A 16042-nucleotide genomic window follows, 5' to 3' on the forward strand; every position below is an offset into this window, starting at 1 on the left:
TGCCTCAGTCGGACTCGAGTTCGCGCCACATGTGGATCTTGTCGAAATACTCCACACCCACCCGCACCGCCAGCGGTTCCAGGCCGTACTGGATAAAGCCGCAGCGCTGGTATAACGCAAACGCTGCGTCATTGCCGGCGGTGACGGTCAGCTGGATCACCTTGAGACGCGGGTGCCGGCGCGCTTCGGCCAGCGCCGCCTCCACCAACTGACGGCCCAGGCCCTGCTGCTGATACGCCTCGGTGACGTACATGCCAAACAGGGTCGCCTTGTGCCGCGCCTTCTCCCGGGGCTCGAACGCCAGGCCGACGATGCCCGCGAGCATGTCCCCGGCAAACGCGCCGAGCAGCCGATCCAGCGGGTTGTCGAGGCGTTTTTGCCACCAGCTCAGGGGCATCGCCGCACGCTCGGCGACACTGGAGGTAAACGCCTGGGGATAGGCGTCATACGCCTGCAGCATCAACGTGCGATAGGTCTCGGCGTCATGGGCCTGCAGCGGGCGCAGGATCATGCGGGACGCGCGGCGCGATAAAACGGCAGAATCAGGTCTCGGGTCAATGGCGCCAACTGCAGGCCACCATCGCCAGCCGGATCGATCCAGCGGATTTCCTCGATTTCCGCAGCGGGCGTTACGGCCACATCGATGTTTACCTGGAACAGCTCGGCCTCAACGGTGAAGCCCGGCTCGTTGGCGGCGGGTGCCGAGAAGTGACCAAGGTAGACGGCGGCGTCGGGATCGATGCGCAGGTTCAATTCTTCAAACAGCTCCCGCGCCAGGGCCTGTGCGGGTTGTTCGCCCGCGTCGATCTTGCCGCCCGGCTGCATGAAGGCCTGGGTGCCACGCTTGCGCACCAGCAGGGTCTGGCCGTCACTGCCGATCAGCAGGGCGGCGGCAATGCGAATGGTTGAGGTCATGGACAGGCTGCCTTGAATGCAAAGGCGCAAGGATCACATGGTCCAAGGCTTTATCGCAAATTCAGGGGGGCTTTCTGCCTGAGCGGGCTTGCCCCAATGCCGTTCAGTTAAGCGCAGATTCCCCGTGGCGAGCAGGCTTGCCCTGCGTTGGGCTGCGCAGCAGCCCCAAAACCAGGCGCTGAGCCGTATCAGGTACACCGCATTTTGCTGGATGGGGGGCGCTTCGCACCCCAACGCGGGGCAAGCCCGCTCGCCACAATAAGCCCACACATTTTCCTTAACTGAACGGCATTAGGGATTGCCCCAATGCCAGTCAGTTAAGCGCAGATCCACTGTGGGAGCGGTGAGTCAGTCAACATCAATGTTTGCTGGGCCGACGTCATCGGGAGCAAGCCCCCTCCCACAGTGTGTACAGGGTTCGGCAGACAATCTCGGTCGGCTCTCAGGCCGCCGCGCTCTTGATCTTAGGCGCCCCGTCAAACACGCTGGCCGAACGCAGGCTTTGGAGCGTGGGTAACCCGGCAGGACGCCGGGTTAGCCGCGCTGGGCCAAGGATGGCCCGTCGCGGCGGCCCACGCTCCAAAGCCTGCGTTCGGGCACACCGAGCCTGGGCGAGGTGCCGAGTGTTGGGGCAAGAGCGTTTTGCTTACTTTTGCGCTTTTCAAAAGTGAGCCGCCGTAAGGGCGGAACCCTAAGTCGCCTTTACCGCAGCACCGGATGTGTACACCGAAAAATCGCTTCGCAGGCAAGCCAGCTCCCACATTTGATCTTCGTTACTTTGAGCATCGCGTTCGCTTAACTGAACGGCATTGTGGCTTGCCACAGGGATCTGCGGTACAACTTGCCAGCGAAAGCGGTGGGTCAGTCAGCATCAATGTTTGCCGGGCCGACGCCTTCGCAGGCAAGTAGAATCGTCGCACCGCAGGTCCCACAGTTGACCGCGCTCACACTCCGCCATACCGGCCGCCTTCCTCAATCGGGCTCAGCCTTGATGAATACGCTGTACCGCGCACCCTCCATTGTCTCGAACGCAATCAACTTGTCCACCAACGGCAAATTGAGCGACTTGCCCGCATTGAGCAGCAACATGCCGTTGTCCGCATTGAGGTTGCGTGCCAGCACCATGCCCTCTTCCAGCTCGCGGGTGCCCAGCACCCTGACGCCGGGATCGCCCAGGGTCACGTCATTGAGGTAGGTGGCGCAGACCCGCACGAAGTCTTCCACCAGGTTCGGATCGTAGAGCCGCCCGGCGTATTTGCGGATGTACAGCAACGCTTCGTCACTGTTCATCTGGCGTTCCAGGATCAGGCCCTTTTGCAGTTCGATAAAGTCCACCGCCAGCTTGAGCAGGCGCGAACCCGCGGGGATCGCATCCCCCTTGAGGTGGTCGGGAAAGCCGCTGCCGTCCCAGCGTTCCTGATGATGGCGGATCAACCGCGCCGCATCTTTCATCGGCTCCAGGGTCATCAGCAGCGATTCGCTCTGGCCGGGATAGGCTCGATAGCGTTCGCGGTCGCTGCCGTGCAGCAGGTCCGAGGGCGCGGCGGTCATGCTGTCGCTCCAACTCAGCTTGCCGATGTTGTAGAGCGCGGCGGCCATGGTCAGGTCGCGGTTGCTGGCGCTGTCAACGCCGTGGGACACGCACCAGGTGCGCACCAGTTCGATGATCTGCCGGTTGGTCTGCTTGGCGCGCGGCAGGCGCAGGTTGGCCAGCAGCGAAAACACCTCGGTGCCGGTGGCGTAGCTGTGCTTGAGTTCTTCGTAGGCCAGGTCGAGCATGTCGGCGGTTTGCTGCAACTCACTGGTGCGCGCCGCCACGCGTTTTTCCAGGGAGGCGTTGAGCTGTTTGAGTTCGTCGTTCTGCTGCTGGATCAACTGCTCCAGGCGCGCGCGTTCACGCTCGGAATGCTGGTGGGCCAGGGATTGGCGCAGGGCCAGCAGCAGCTCTTCATCCTTCCAGGGTTTACTCAGGTAGCGGTAGATCTCGCCTTCGTTGATGGCTTTGACGATCAGGGTCAGGTCGGTTTCGCCGGTCAACAGGATACGCACGGTGTGCGGGTACGCCTGGTGGATATGCGCCAGCAATGAGGCGCCGTCCATGTCCGGCAGGCGCGCGGCGCTCATGACCAGGTCGACGGGATGGCGAGCGAGAATGGCCAGCGCCTCGACGGCACAGGTCGCGCTGTGCAGCAAAAACGGCTCAAGGCGCAGCAACTGCGTGAGGCGCTGCAGCACGTCGGGATGGGCATCGATCAACAGCACCACCGGGCGCTCGGCATCGGTGAACGTAACGGACTCTCCCATGGAATACCTCGGATCGTCGGTGTGCGCTCCTTACGGTCTGGGCAACTGCCTCCTGGCGGATATCAAGAGTTTAGTTGGGTTTTCCTGAAGCGAATCCAGCGAGGCGAAGCGCCTGAGACATTCAGTAATATCCAGACTTTGCAATTGCTTACAAATACCGCCAACCTGCGCCCGCCCGACGCACGGCGTGCACCACCCTGCCGCGCGCCTGCCCCTACAAACCATTTGTTCATAGAGCCCGCTGCCATGCTGAACGGACGCGACCCGCGCATCGATTTTTTTCGGGGCCTGGCGTTGATCTTCATTTTCTGGGATCACGTCCCCCACAATCTCCTCGGTCAAATCACCTTGCGCAACCTCGGCTTCAGCGACGCCGCCGAAGTGTTCGTGTTCCTTGCCGGCTATGCCTCGGTGCTGGCATACGGCAAGGTGCTGCAGCGCGAAGGTTACTGGATGGCCGCGTTGAAAATCCTGCGGCGCACCTGGGTGCTCTACGTGGTGCATATCTTTTTGCTGGCGATGCTGATGGGCATCGTGTTTTTTGCCAACAGCCATGTGGAAACCCGCGATCTGGTGGCGGAGATGGGCCTGACGCATTTCGTCACCCACCCGCAACAGGCGCTCACCGATGAATTGCTGCTGCGCTTCAAGCCCAACCTGATGGACCCGTTGCCGCTGTATATCGTGCTGCTGGCAGGCCTGTCGCTGGTGCTGCCGTTGTTGCTGCGCTACACCGGAGCGGTGGTCGCGGTGTCATTGACGGTGTACCTGTTGGCGCCCCACCTGGGCTGGAACCTGCGCGCGATCGCCGACGGCGTGTGGTACTTCAACCCGGTCACCTGGCAGTTGCTGTTTGTATTGGGCGGTGCCGCAGCGATTCATGCCAGCCGGCCGCGTCCAGTGCAAACCCGGACGCTGGCCAGACAACCGTTGTTCGTGTTGGCGGCGTTTTACACACTGGTCGCGGCGGTGATCACGCTCGCCTGGCGTTGGCCTGACCTCCATGATGCGTTGATGCCGGCGGCCCTCAGCGAACGGCTGTACCCGCTGAGCAAGACCGACCTTTCACCGGCGCGCCTGCTGCACTTCCTGGCACTTGCCTATGTCACCGCCAAACTGTTGCCGGGGGAGGCCTGGACGCATAACTGGCTGGCACAGCAGACCTGTCGCATGGGCCGGTATTCGCTGGAGGTGTTCTGCCTCGGCGTGCTGCTGGCGCCGTTGGCCGATATGGTCAATGCGCTGGCCGGCGATGCCGTGCACGTGCAGATTGGCAGCGCCCTGGCGGGGGTCGTCTTGATGGGCGCGCTCGCCGCCTGGCTGGAATTCAACAAGCGTTTGAGCCAGAGGCCCCAGTCGGTTCCCGCCTGAAACAAAAAAGCCCCGATCACGGGGCTTTTTGTTGTGCAAGGGTCGTCAGATGGCCGAGCGCATCGCCCTGCTGGTCGGTTGCAGCTTGAACACATAGAACAACACAGTCAGCACCACGAGAAATGCCGGGCCCACGTACAGTGCGATGCGCGTGTCCGGGAAGTACGCCATCAGGCCCACCACCAGCACCAGAAACGCCAGCGCCAGGTACGAGCTGAGCGGAAACAGCCACATGCGGTACTGGAGGCCGTCGCGCTCGGCAGGGCTCAGGCCCCGGCGAAACCTGAGCTGCGCCAGCAGAATCATCACCCAGGTCCAGATCGCGCCGAACGTGGCGATGGACGTCACCCACACAAACACTTTTTCCGGTACCAGGTAGTTGAGCAGCACGCCCAGCAGCAGCGCGCCAATCGACAACAGCAGCGCCTTGCGCGGCACGCCGTTGCTGGACGTGCTGGCAAAAGCCGCCGGGGCCTGGCCATTCTGCGCCAGGCTGTAGAGCATGCGCCCGGTACTGAAAATGCCGCCGTTGCACGACGACAGCGCGGCGGTGATCACCACGAAGTTGATGATCCCGGCGGCGGTCTTGATGCCAAGACGCTCGAACGTCATCACGAACGGGCTGCCCTGGGTGCCGATTTCATTCCACGGGTAAATCGACAGGATCACGAACAGCGCGCCGACGTAAAACAGCAGAATGCGCCAGAACACCGAGCCGATGGCATTGGGGATGGTCTTTTGCGGGTTCTTCGCTTCACCGGCGGTAAGGCCGATCATCTCTACGCCCAGGTAGGCGAACATCACCATCTGCAACGACATCAACACGCCCTGCACGCCGTTGGGCAGGAAGCCGCCGTGGGCCCACAGGTTGGAGATCCCCAGCGCCACACCGTCATTGCCAAAGCCGAAGGCGATGATGCCGACGCCGCCGATCACCATGGCAATGATGGTGACGATCTTGATCAGCGCAAACCAGAACTCGAACTCGCCGAACGCCTTGACCGCGATCAGGTTGATGGTGCCCATGCTCACCAGCGCCGCCAGCGCCCAGATCCAGCGCGGCACGTCGGGAAACCACACGCCCATGTACACCGCCACCGCCGTGATCTCCGCCACGCAGGTCACCAGCCACAAAAACCAGTAGTTCCAGCCGGTGAGAAAACCCGCCAGCGGGCCGAGGTAGTCCTGGGCATACCGGCTGAACGAACCGGCGACGGGGTTGTGCACCGCCATTTCGCCGAGGGCGCGCATGATCACCAGAATCGCCAGGCCGCCGATGATGTAGGCCAGCATGATCGCCGGGCCGGCCATTTCGATGGCCTTGGCCGAGCCGAGGAACAGGCCGACACCGATGCAGGCACCGAGGGCCATCAGGCGAATGTGCCGTTCGCCCAGTTCACGTTTGAGCGGGCCGTCCGGGACGGTCTCGCCAGGGGGCAGGGGGTTGCCGACAGGCATAAGGGTACAACCTCATTTTGTTATTGGATTGAGCCAACGGGCGTTACACCGCAACACCGATGGGGCATGCAGTATAAAAACCCGAACGAAGGAATTTTCACTCTATAAGCGACAGAATTCAGCGATAAATCCGGATAAAAAAGCATTCTACGAGACAGAGTTACCTGTTTCAAAGCCTGAACCCTGTGCTCATGCCTTTTCGACCCGGCACGATGGCAAGCCCTGATGCCGTTCAGTCAAGGAAAATGTGTGGGCTTAATGTGGCGAGCGGGCTTGCCCCGCGTTGGGGTGCGAAGCGCCCTCACTCCAGCAAAACGCGGTGTACCTGATAAGGCTCAGCGCCTGGTTTTGGGGCTGCTGCGCAGCCCAACGCAGGACAAGCCTGCTCGCCACAGGGAATCTGCGCTTGACTGAACGGCATTGGGGCAAGCCCGCTCGCCACAGAAGCAGGGCCTGCCAAAGAGTAATTTTTCACACCGCGCTACCAGCGACTACGCTTCATCCAAGTCCGATCAATCTGAGGGAATGGATCAATCGACCATGGGCGCGTTATGGCAAACCGATTCGAAAAAAGCTGCGGTACTCGACGACAGCACGGATCAGCCGCCATTGCCGAAAGGCCATCGTTCGCGCAAGCGATGGTGGTGGCTGGTGTTGTTGGTCGCACTGCTGGCAGTGTCTTGGGCCGCCGTCAGGGAGATGCACAGCTCGCGTCTGCAAGCGGCACACTTGAGCCCGTTCGCCACCTCACTGAGCTATGGCGTGGAGCCCGGTGCCAGCGACGCGATGGTGTACCCCGGCGCCGGTCCGTTTGATCAGCGCCTGGGTTACAGCGCCCTCGACGAATTCCTGCCGCGCCTGCTCAAGCGCAACTACCTGATCGAGGCCCAGGCGCGTTTCTCGCCGGCGTTGATGACGTATGCCCAACGTGGCTTTTATGTGCCCTACGCCGAGAAAGCACAGGCCGGCCTGAGCCTCACCGACTGCCGCGCGGCGCCGCTGTACAGCTTCAGCTACCCGCAACAGTTGTATGAACGCTTTGGCACGATCCCGCCGTTGATGGTGCACAGCCTGCTGTTTATCGAAGACCGCGACCTGCTCGACCCCGCACACCCCACCGCCAACCCGGCGGTGGACTGGCCGCGCTTTGCCAGGGCGGCCTGGTCACAGGTCGCCAGGCTGCTGCACCTGCCCGGGCAAACGGCCGGCGGCAGCACCCTCGCCACCCAGCTGGAAAAGTATCGCCACTCGCCCGACGGCCTCACCGCATCGGGCAGCGAGAAACTGCGCCAGATGCTGTCCGCCAGCGTCAGGGCCTACCAACCGGGGGCCGATACCCTGGGCAGCCGCCAGAACATCGTGCGCGACTACCTCAACACCGTGCCGCTCTCGGCCGTGCCGGGGCACGGTGAGGTGCACGGCATGGCCGAAGGTTTGCGCGTGTGGTTCGGCGCCGATTTCAACCAGGTCAATGCGCTGCTGGCCGACGATGCGCCCCAGAACCTCGCGCCAAAAGGCGTGGCCCTGCGCCAGGTGCTGTCGCTGATGATTGCCCAACGGCGCCCGTCGTACTACCTGAACAAGGGCCGTGACGAACTGGCGCACTTGACCGACAGCCACCTGCGCCTGTTGGCACAGAGCCAGGTGATCGACCCGGCGCTGGCCGACGCCGCACTCGCAGGCGCTGTCACCTACCGCGACTGGCAACAGCAACCGACGCTGCAGCCAGTGGAAACCAACAAGGCCATCACCGTCGCGCGCAGCCGCCTGGCCAGTCTGCTCGACCGCCCGCTGTATGACCTGGACCGCCTCGACCTGGCCGCCACCAGCACCCTGCAATATGACCTGCAAACCCGGACCACCGACTACCTCAAGCGGCTGGCAGACCCGGTCTTCGCCGGGCAAATCGGCCTGCTCGGCCCGCGCCTGCTCACGGCCCAAAGCACGCCCCAGGTGCGCTACAGCTTTACCCTGTTCGAACTGACCCCAGGTGGCGCGCGCGTGCGCGTGCAGACCGACAACACCGACCAGCCCTTCGACATCAACCAGAGCAGCAAGCTGGAGCTGGGCTCCACCGCCAAGCTGCGGGTGCTGACCACCTACCTGCAGATCATCAGCGAATTGCACGAGCGCTATGCCGCACAACCAGCCGCGACGCTGAAAAAAGTCGCGGCCACCGAACAGGATGTGTTGTCGCGCTGGGCCCTGGATTACCTGATACGCAACCCCGACCGCACACTGTCGAAGATGCTCGACGCCGCGCTCGACCGCACCTATTCGGCCAACCCCGGCGAAGCGTTCTTCACCGGCGGCGGCCTGCACCGCTTTCACAATTTTCGCAGCGAAGACAACGGCCGCAACCCGACCCTGCGCGACGCCCTGCGCGAGTCGATCAACCTGCCGTTCATTCGCCTGATGCGCGACCTGGTGCGCTACACCACCTACGCCGGCGCCGACAACAGTGCGCGCCTGCTCAAGGACGACAGCGACCCGCGCCGCCAGGAATACCTGGCCCGCTTTGCCGACCGCGAAGGCAGCGCGTTCCTGCTCAAGTTCTGGAAAAAATACCGCAACAAGGATACCCAGGCGCGCCTCGACACCTTCATGGACAGCCTGCACCCCACCGCCATCCGCCTGGCCGCCGTGCACCGCTACCTGCTGCCCCGGGCCAGTCAGAGCAGCTTCAACAGTTTTGTGCGCGCGCACCTCAAAACCGGCGACACGCTCAGCGACCAACGCCTGGCCAAGCTTTACCAGAGCTACGGCCCCGGCGCTTACGACCTGCCCGACCAGGGCTACATCGCCAAGGTGCACCCATTGGACCTGTGGCTGCTCGGTTACCTGCTCAACCACCCGGACGCAACCTTCAACGACGCGGTCAAGGCCAGCGAATTCGAGCGCCAGGAAGTTTACAGCTGGCTGTTCAAAAGCCGTCACCAGAGCGCCCGCGACAGCCGTATCCGCACCATGCTCGAGATCGAAGCCTTCCTGGAGATTCACCAGCGCTGGCAAGACGTGGGCTACCCGTTCGATCATCTGGTGCCGTCGCTGGCCACCGCCATTGGTAGTTCCGGCGACCGCCCCGCCGCCCTCGCCGACCTGATGGGCATCATCCTCAACGACGGCGTGCGCCTGCCGGTGGTGCGTATCGACAGCCTGACCTTTGCCGCCGACACCCCGTACGAAACACGCCTGGTCAGCGACCCGAACCGCGCCCGGCGGGTACTGCCCAGTGAAGTCGCCACCGCCTTGCGCGGCGCGCTGTCGCAAGTGGTGGACGCCGGCACCGCCAAACGCGTGGCGGGCAGTTTTACATTGGCGGACGGCACGCCGCTGTCGATGGGCGGCAAGACTGGCACCGGCGATAACCGCATCCAGGCCACGGGCTCGGGCGGGCGCCTGATCAGCTCCAAAGCCATCAACCGTACGGCGACGTTCGTGTTCTACATCGGCGAACACCACTTCGGCACGCTCACCGCCTTCGTGCCGGGCGCCTCGGCCGAGCGCTTCACCTTCACCTCGGCCTTGCCGGTGCAGGTGCTAAAAGGCATGGCACCGATCCTCACGCCGTACTTGCAACCCGGCGCGAACACGCTGTGTGTGGCGCGCTGAAAAAGGGTGGCATCCGGGTAGTGTTCAGCGCTGAATTATTGACCGTTAGGCACGCGTAACCGACTAATTTTCAAGCTTATTTCAGACGCCTCGACTGCATAGACTCAGGTACTCCACTGGTCTATTCAGGTTCACATCATGCCTACTGATTTACCGGCCACGCCCTTCCAGGGCCGCCATCTCGAGCTGATCCAAAACGCTTTGCCCGATTGGATCAAGGGCACCACGCCGGCCCGCATTCAAGCCCTTCAGCGCAATGGCCTGGGAACGCCGGTGCCCTACCCCAGGGCCACGCCCGCGCAGCATCAGGCACTCAAGACCGCCGTTGCCGAGCATTGGCAGGCCCAGACGGCGCTGGATAAACGTCTCGGCCCGCTGAACGACCTGCGCGCCTTCGCTGAATCACTGCTCAAGGGCGCGTTGCTGCCCCACTACGGCGACGTGGACGTGCGCAACACCTCGCTGCGTGTCTATATGAACGCGCCGGTCGCCTGGTGGGCGATCAACCTCAAGGGCGGCGTACACAGCAAGACCCTGTCATTGCTGGACATGGCCCTGCATAACTTCGCCGCCGGCGACCGCTTCGTCGACCACGCCTTCATGGGGCCGGAAGATGCCCGGGGCCAGCGCCAGATCCTCTCGATCCGGCATCAGAGCACCGGGCAAAAACTCACGGTCGATCACTTCAAGGCGATCTGCCGCACCCTGGATATCGGCGGGCGTTACCAGGCCGAACTGAGGACTGTTCTGGGCTTCGATCAACCGGCAGTGGCCGGCGTGGTGCGCACTGAAGTGGTCAGCCAGCTCAAGGCGGACCTGCGCAGCAGCGCGCACCTGGGCCTGCACAGCGAGCATTTGCCGGCCGATGCGCATCAAGCGCTTCTGGGCTTTATCGACAACCCGGTCAACCTCACACTCGATGGCCAGCGTTTGGGCTGCTACTCGCTGAGCGTGGCCGGCAGCCCATTGGCCGGGGTCATGCTGTTCACCACCGACCCGGAGCAGCGCCAAGCCCACGGGCGCGTCATCGCCTGGGTGCCCCAGGACCCCGAACACCCGCTCAAGCAATACGCCTCGCCCAAGGCCTTTGTCGAAACGCTGACGCGCCAGTTACGCGGTGGGCCTGACTACCCGGTATTTTTCAGCCAATTCGTGGCACATGCCGAGCGCGGTGCCTTCTTTGCGCAGGTGAAAGCGGGTAGCAACCTGAAATTCAGCCTGCTGGACATCACCCAGGACACCGCCCACCGCGCGGACGACCCGAAGAAGGACACTCCCTGGCACTACCTGTACCGGGTCAAGTTGAACAAAATCGTCAATGACGCCCGCGAACTGGCGGTGTCCACTGCCTATGTCGACCGCCTGGCGCGTCGGGCCTGGTGGGATAACCTGGAAAAGATCCTCTCGGATGTGCTCAACGCGGCGCTGTTGGTGGTCACGCCGTTCGTGCCGGTGCTGGGCCAGATGATGATGGTGTACAGCGTGTATCAACTGTGTGACGAGGTGTTCGAGGGGTTGCTCGATTGGGCCCAGGGCCGTGGCACGCAAGCCGCCGAGCACCTGCTGGGGGTGGCGGAAAACCTGGCGCAGTTCGCGGTGTTCGCTGGCGCCGGCAAGGTTGGCGCAGTGCTGCGCCCCAAGCTCTCCGCGTTTGTCGAGGGCATGCACCCAATCGAGGCGCAAGACGGCGCGCGCAAGTTATGGAACCCGGACCTGCAACCCTATGCCCACCCGGCTGACCGGCAAGCCGAGGACCTGCGCCCGTTGCAGGACCGCCACTACAAAATCCGCCACGACCCCGCAACCGACGAGCATCGCCTGGTGCACCCAGCGCGCCCGGACGCCTATCAGCCACGCGTCGTGCTCGCCACCGACGGTGCCTTCGTGCACGAAGGCGAGCAGCCGCAGCGCTGGGACAGCCAGACCCTGATGCGGCGCCTGGGCCCGCGTGTGCAGGGCTTGAGCGACCCGCAGCTGCAAGCGCTGCGCATCGCCAGCGGCACCGACGAAGGCGCGCTGCGCAGCCTGTACCGCTACAACGAGCCCCTGCCGCCCCTGCTGGCCGCGAGTCTTGATCGCCTGCAAGCCCAGGTGTTTCCTGACGCTGTCAGCCGCAAGGTGCGTGCCGGTGAACCACTGCCAAACGGGCCCTCGACGGACTGGTTCCCACAGCTCCTCACCGAGCTGCCGGGTTGGCCCCGGGACAAGGCGCTCAGCGTGTACCTGGACAGCGACCCCGACGGAGCGGCGCTCACGTTCGGCCATGCGAACGCCGCCGAGGCCGATACGCTGACGCTCAGCCAGAGCGAGGCGCTGTCCGGCAAGCTGCCGGAGCACGCGCTCGCGTTCCTCGACGACAGCGCGACCCGCACCTTGCTGGGGGATGATGTGGCACCGGAACACCAGGTGCAGACCCTGCGTGACCAGTTGGCTGACCAGGTCATGCGCAACGCTCCCGAGATCAGCGACAAGGTGTACCAGACCCGGGAACTCACCGACGACCCCAGCCTTGCGACCTTGCGCGAACCTTTTGACTACCTGGATTCAAATGCTGCACGCACCCTGCTCGCCAGCGCCACCCAGGCCGAGCGCGAGGCCCTTGCCCAGCGGCAACTGCCACTGCGCTTGCGCAATCAGGCGCGGGAATTGGCCTTTGCCAACGAATCGGCGCTGGCCTACCAAGGGTTTGATCGGCCCTCGCCGTTGCCGTCGGCGTCCGAGCGACTGGCCCTCAATGCCCTCAAGGTCTACAGCGACACCTTTGGCAAGCTGCGCCTGGAGATTCGCGAACACTCCGCCAGCGGTGAGGTGTCGTGTGCGGTCGGGCCACTGTCGGCCGACACCACGCGCGTGCTGATTCGCAACGCCCGCGGTTATCTGTTCGTCGATCCCGCCAACCCGCACGCCGCCAGCCGTACCACGCTTTACCAGGCGATCCTGCAAGCACTGCCGGCCGAGCAGCGCAACGCCCTGGGCTTTCAGTTGGGCGAAGGCGGTGCGCTCAAACAGTGGATCAAGCAACGCGTGGAGTCCCTGGCCGAGCGTCGCGTGGTACTTGCCGAACCACCGGTGCCGGTGATCCAGACGCGCGAAACCAGCCAGCTGTTGGGCGGCCCGGTGCTCAGCCGCTGCCCGGGCACCACCGCGCTGACCCGGCTTGAATATGCACGGCAAACCTTGCAGTTGCTGTTTCCGAGCATGACCGAAGAGCGCTTGACCCTGTTCCTGGAGGAGATCCCCGAGTTTGACCTGGTCGACACGCTCCAGGCCCTGGAGGCGGAGAAGCAACTGCTGCATGTCGAGCTGCAAAGCTGGAAGAACACAGTGACCATTGGCGGCGAGAGCGAGAACCCTTATCAGGACAACCGATACGCCAAGAAGCTCATCGCCCAATTGCTGGAACGCTGCTGGGCGGATCGATTCGCCGAGTACGCCGACGGCTGGGGCCATGTGCAGCACGGCGCCATGCTGCGCTTCGACCTGTTGACCCGCGACCTGCTGAGCCTGCCGCCCAGGCTGCCCACCCTGAGTGCCAGCTTCGAGCACGTCACGGTGCTGGAGGCCACCGGTTGCGAGTTCGGCGATGCCCACAGTGACTTTCTCAAGCACCTGCCCTCCTTGCGCGGGCTCAACCTGGCCAACAACCGTCTCACACAGTTGCCCAAGGCGTTGCAGGGCATGCGTTTCATGCGCGACCTGAAACTCTCGGGCAATCGCCTTGTGCTCAACAGCGACGAGCTCGCGCAGTTGAAAACCCTCAAGCACCTCAAGAGCCTGGACCTGAGCAACAATCCGTTGCAACAGGCGCCGGACGTCAGTTGGATGCCCGGGCTGCGCACGCTGCGCCTCGCGGGTACACAGGTGGACAGCTGGCCCGCCGGGCTGTTTGCGCAGCCGCGCACCGATGAGTTTCTTCTCGACCTGCGTGGCACGCGCATCAACCACCTGCCCGACGTCGCACAGGGTTCAGCCCACGCCAGGCTCGTGGCACGCACACGCCTTGACCGCGCCACCCTGACCGATGAGGCGCGCCAACGCTACGAAACCTATCGTACCGACGCCGGCCTGGACCCCAACCGCACCTATGAGCCGCGCGGTGCCAACGCCTTCTGGCTCGAAGGCCTGGAGGCCGCCAAACGCAGCGAGTCGGATGCCCTATGGAAAGCCCTGGAGCGCGAGCAGGGTTCCCAAGGTTTTTTCGAAGTGATCGATGCGTTGCAGATCAAGCGACCGTTCGCCAATGAAGCGGACCAAGGCCGCTACACCGCCAACCGCCCGCTGCTCAACCAGCAGGTCTGGCGCATGCTGCTGGCAGCCTATGAAGACAGCGCATTACGCGAGCGGCTGTTCAAGATGGCCAGTTTCCCCGGCCTGTGCCCGGATGCCGGGGCGCAGATTTTCAATGAAATGGGCATCGAAGTGCTGGTCAGCGAAGCCTACCGCGACGCGCCCAACGGCGCCGAACTTGAAGCGCGCCTGGTCACCCTGGCCAGGGGCAGCGCGCGGCTCAAGCAACTGGCCAAAGTCGTCGGCCAGGACATCGCCTTGCGCCTGAAACCCAAGGCGCAAGGCGGCCAGGGCCAGCGGTTCAGCTCGGACGTGCTCAACGGCGAGCCCGGCGAGATCGATGAAGTGGATGTGCACCTCGCCTATCAGACGTCGCTGGCCGCGCGGCTCGACCTGCCCTGGTTGAGCGATCACATGCTGTATCGAACAACCGCCAATGTCTCCTCCAAACGCATCGAAAAAGCCTTTACTGCCGTAACGGCGCTCGGCGAAGGCGACGGCCTGGTCAACCAGATGTTGCTCGAACCTTGGTGGGAACAACACTTGCGCACTGCCTACGACAGCCAATGCAGCGACAACGAGCACGAATTTGGCGAGCGCTTTCTGGCCCTGGATGACTTGCAGACCGAGCAGGCGCAATGGGCCAGCGCCGACACCCTGGAAGCCGCCGAACGCAATCGCCTGCGCGAGCGCCTCAAGACCCTGGCCGATGCCGCCCAAGTGCCCGAAAGCGTGGTGTTCGCCGACGCGCCCATGAGCGATGACGTGTACAACCGCTTGCTCAACGACCTGGGCTACAACCAACAGGAATGGATGCGCCGCCTCACGCGCACAGCGCTGACGGCGGCTGCCAACCGGACCAATCGCACGCGATGAGCGATCAGATCGCAGAGTCCCAGATCACCGTTACGTCACCGTTGTAGGTGCTGCCGGGTTGTTCGAGCATTTGCGCCACGCTGTCGGCCTGGACCTCGAAGTGCAGCGTGCTGGGCTTGCGGTCGATGTAGCGGCTGGGCTGGAACAACTCGGTGCCACTGCCGTCCAGGCGCAACGGCAAGCGATTGACCGGGCGCCCGCCAGCATCGCTCAAGCCCGGCGGCAAGGTCACCGCCAGCTCCAGCGGCACTTGATGACCGGCCGCATTGCGCACGCTGCAGGTGTTGCCCATCGGCGCGCCGCATTCCAGGGTCATCTTGAATTGCGAGCTGGCCCACAGGTTGACGGTCTGGTCGCGGAACAGGCGCGTGGGTTTGCGCCCGTTCTGCAACCAGCCCTGCCAGCCGCCCTGGGGTTCGAGTTGCACGCGGTTGCCGCCGGGGGGGACTTCGACCTTGAGGTGGTGATCCACCTCCAGGGTGAAGTTGAAGCTCATGACGTTGTCGTTGGGAATCATGATGTCGCCGAAGTCGAAATCACCGCCTGGGCCCATCGTGTAACTCAGAGAGCCTGTGTACAAGCCGCTGTCCATGGTCAAAGGGTTCGGGGTTTTAAGTTCATAGGAATATTCGAAAACCGGGTAGATGAGCCCGGGAATGTCCTCGCGGGCAAACATCGAACAAGCACCCGCGTTGGATGGGACGATCCAGGACCATAAAAGGAGCCAGCGGGTGCCAGTGGTATAACCGGTGTGCGTACACGGCGGGTTGGGGTACAACCACCCCAATGAACCCCGCGTCCACACGGAGTGGTCCACGCCTCCCTGCAAGTCAAACCTGCCACCAATGCCCGCGATACGCATCTGCACCGTCTCGGCCTTGCCCGTTTCAACGTGGCTGACCGTCAGATCCCGCCATGCACTGGGCACTTTGAACATAGCGCCCTTACGCGGGTCCGTGTGACCGCCCTGAATCGGCCCATTGGAGGCAAACGTGATGTCGCTGGTCCGAATACTGAAAATTCCCAAGGCTTTGCAACGCTCTGGAATATGCCACGGGCAAATCCCGCTTTCGGGCGTGGTGTTGACGAACTTGTTGACCATGGGACTGGACGGATCAGGCCGAAAGCTCGCCGTGATGTCTTGTACGGCAGCCAAGGCCAGCGTCGGCAGCAGCAGGCCGAACGAGCACAACCCGCGCAAGTAATGAGCGATTTTCAT

General features: G+C 63.4%; 8 protein-coding genes. 3 read left to right on the forward strand and 5 right to left on the reverse strand.

Annotated features, from left to right (window positions below; genetic code table 11):
- Positions 1–4 precede the first annotated feature (4 nt).
- The 3 genes from TU75_RS08765 to nosR all read right to left on the reverse strand — a co-directional run bounded on the left by TU75_RS08765 (position 5) and on the right by nosR (position 3219).
- A complete protein-coding gene (locus tag TU75_RS08765; RefSeq protein ID WP_060548699.1) occupies positions 5–511 on the reverse strand; it encodes a GNAT family N-acetyltransferase in 507 nt (168 codons plus the stop codon).
- Positions 508–915, reverse strand: coding sequence for an NUDIX hydrolase (locus TU75_RS08770; protein WP_060548700.1), 408 nt, complete (start codon positions 913–915; stop codon positions 508–510). The genes TU75_RS08765 and TU75_RS08770 overlap by 4 nt, the downstream gene beginning before the upstream one ends.
- Positions 916–1887: 972 nt before the next feature.
- On the reverse strand, positions 1888–3219 hold the full coding sequence (nosR, locus tag TU75_RS08775; RefSeq protein WP_003231482.1) for a response regulator c-di-GMP phosphodiesterase, NosR family: 1332 nt from the start codon (positions 3217–3219) through the stop codon (positions 1888–1890).
- A gap of 246 nt (positions 3220–3465) precedes the next feature.
- Here nosR and TU75_RS08780 point away from each other — a divergent pair, with 246 nt between their 5' ends.
- Entirely contained in the window at positions 3466–4590 is a 1125-nt protein-coding gene (locus TU75_RS08780) for an OpgC family protein (RefSeq protein ID WP_060548701.1), read from the forward strand.
- 45 nt (positions 4591–4635) lie between these two features.
- Here the strand turns inward: TU75_RS08780 and TU75_RS08785 are convergent, their stop codons facing one another.
- Complete coding sequence (locus tag TU75_RS08785) at positions 4636–6048, reverse strand: amino acid permease (protein ID WP_003231484.1); 1413 nt, start codon at positions 6046–6048, stop codon at positions 4636–4638.
- A 540-nt stretch (positions 6049–6588) separates the two neighbouring features.
- Between TU75_RS08785 and TU75_RS08790 the strand changes: the two genes are divergently transcribed.
- Both TU75_RS08790 and TU75_RS08795 read left to right on the forward strand, forming a co-directional pair.
- Positions 6589–9660: a transglycosylase domain-containing protein gene (locus TU75_RS08790; protein WP_060548702.1), complete on the forward strand. Its 3072-nt coding sequence runs from the start codon at positions 6589–6591 to the stop codon at positions 9658–9660.
- 138 nt (positions 9661–9798) lie between these two features.
- Entirely contained in the window at positions 9799–14823 is a 5025-nt protein-coding gene (locus tag TU75_RS08795) for an NEL-type E3 ubiquitin ligase domain-containing protein (protein ID WP_060548703.1), read from the forward strand.
- A 4-nt stretch (positions 14824–14827) separates the two neighbouring features.
- Here the strand turns inward: TU75_RS08795 and TU75_RS08800 are convergent, their stop codons facing one another.
- Entirely contained in the window at positions 14828–16042 is a 1215-nt protein-coding gene (locus TU75_RS08800) for a hypothetical protein (RefSeq protein WP_060548704.1), read from the reverse strand.

Origin of the sequence: Pseudomonas poae, from assembly GCF_001439785.1 — a bacterium.
GTDB lineage: Bacteria > Pseudomonadota > Gammaproteobacteria > Pseudomonadales > Pseudomonadaceae > Aquipseudomonas > Aquipseudomonas poae.